Source organism: Pseudoalteromonas sp. Isolate6 (assembly GCF_022398435.1).
GTDB lineage: Bacteria > Pseudomonadota > Gammaproteobacteria > Enterobacterales > Alteromonadaceae > Pseudoalteromonas > Pseudoalteromonas galatheae.
In genome coordinates this window covers 1-833 of sequence record NZ_JAKEVK010000402.1, presented here as the reverse complement: position 1 = coordinate 833, position 833 = coordinate 1, and the positions used below count along the sequence as shown (strand labels likewise).

1 protein-coding gene is annotated in these 833 nt (G+C 36.3%); it reads right to left on the bottom strand.

Annotated features, from left to right (window positions below):
- Positions 1-833, bottom strand: an 833-nt coding sequence (locus L1D50_RS23145) for a DNA replication terminus site-binding protein (protein WP_239966953.1), incomplete at both ends; no start/stop codon positions are given.

Below are 833 nucleotides of genomic sequence, written 5' to 3'. Positions count from 1 at the left end.
AAATAAATTCTATCGACTAGAAAGTTGTACTCTCGCTTTCTTGGATGATCATCTTTTTGTGTAAAATGACTTAGCTCTCCAAGTTTAGTGTCTGGATTCGGGTTAAAGAGTATAAATGGAAGTGCGGCACTCACATGATAGCGATTCTGAGCTGTATATCTTACATTCACCTCAGGTGTTACTCGGGTTGGCCTTCTAATTCTGAGTTTTGCATTTTCTGATAGACTAGAAACTCTATATTTTTCTTGTTCTACAAGCTGTTGCCACTTTTCCTGATCTATCATTCTTGGATTTGAATAAAGTGAAGAGCGATTCAACATCTCCATAGCAAGTTCTTTACTCAAAACTCTGGTTGCATGTTTTTTCATCCAAGTAAATCGAACGGAATAGGGAGCTTCGGATTCGCTATGTATTTTTCGATAGGCAGCTAAAGTCATTAAGTTAGGAACTGCACTATGAACAGCTTCGAATCTGGCATCATTGTTAGAAATTTCCAAAATAGCATTTTTAAAATTTTCTTTGGCAAGATTCACTGCATTCACCCTAGACTTGATAACTTCTTTAGGGTCATTGACTAACAAAAGACCAGGAAACCTTTGCAACAACTTTCCGCTTTCTCGGTCGTTTAAATAGAGGTCGCGATAAGCATCTAAACATTTAGAGAGTGCTTTTTCGCCTTCTATTTTTTTAACAGTTATATTTGTTGGAGCGGTTTCTTCATCTTGTTTTTTTATATCTGGTAGTTCGTAAAAAGTTGCCTTTTTAATATCAGCTTCTGTTAATTCATGGCATAGCTGATTAATGTGTTCATTAAGAATGTCGAAGGTTGAACG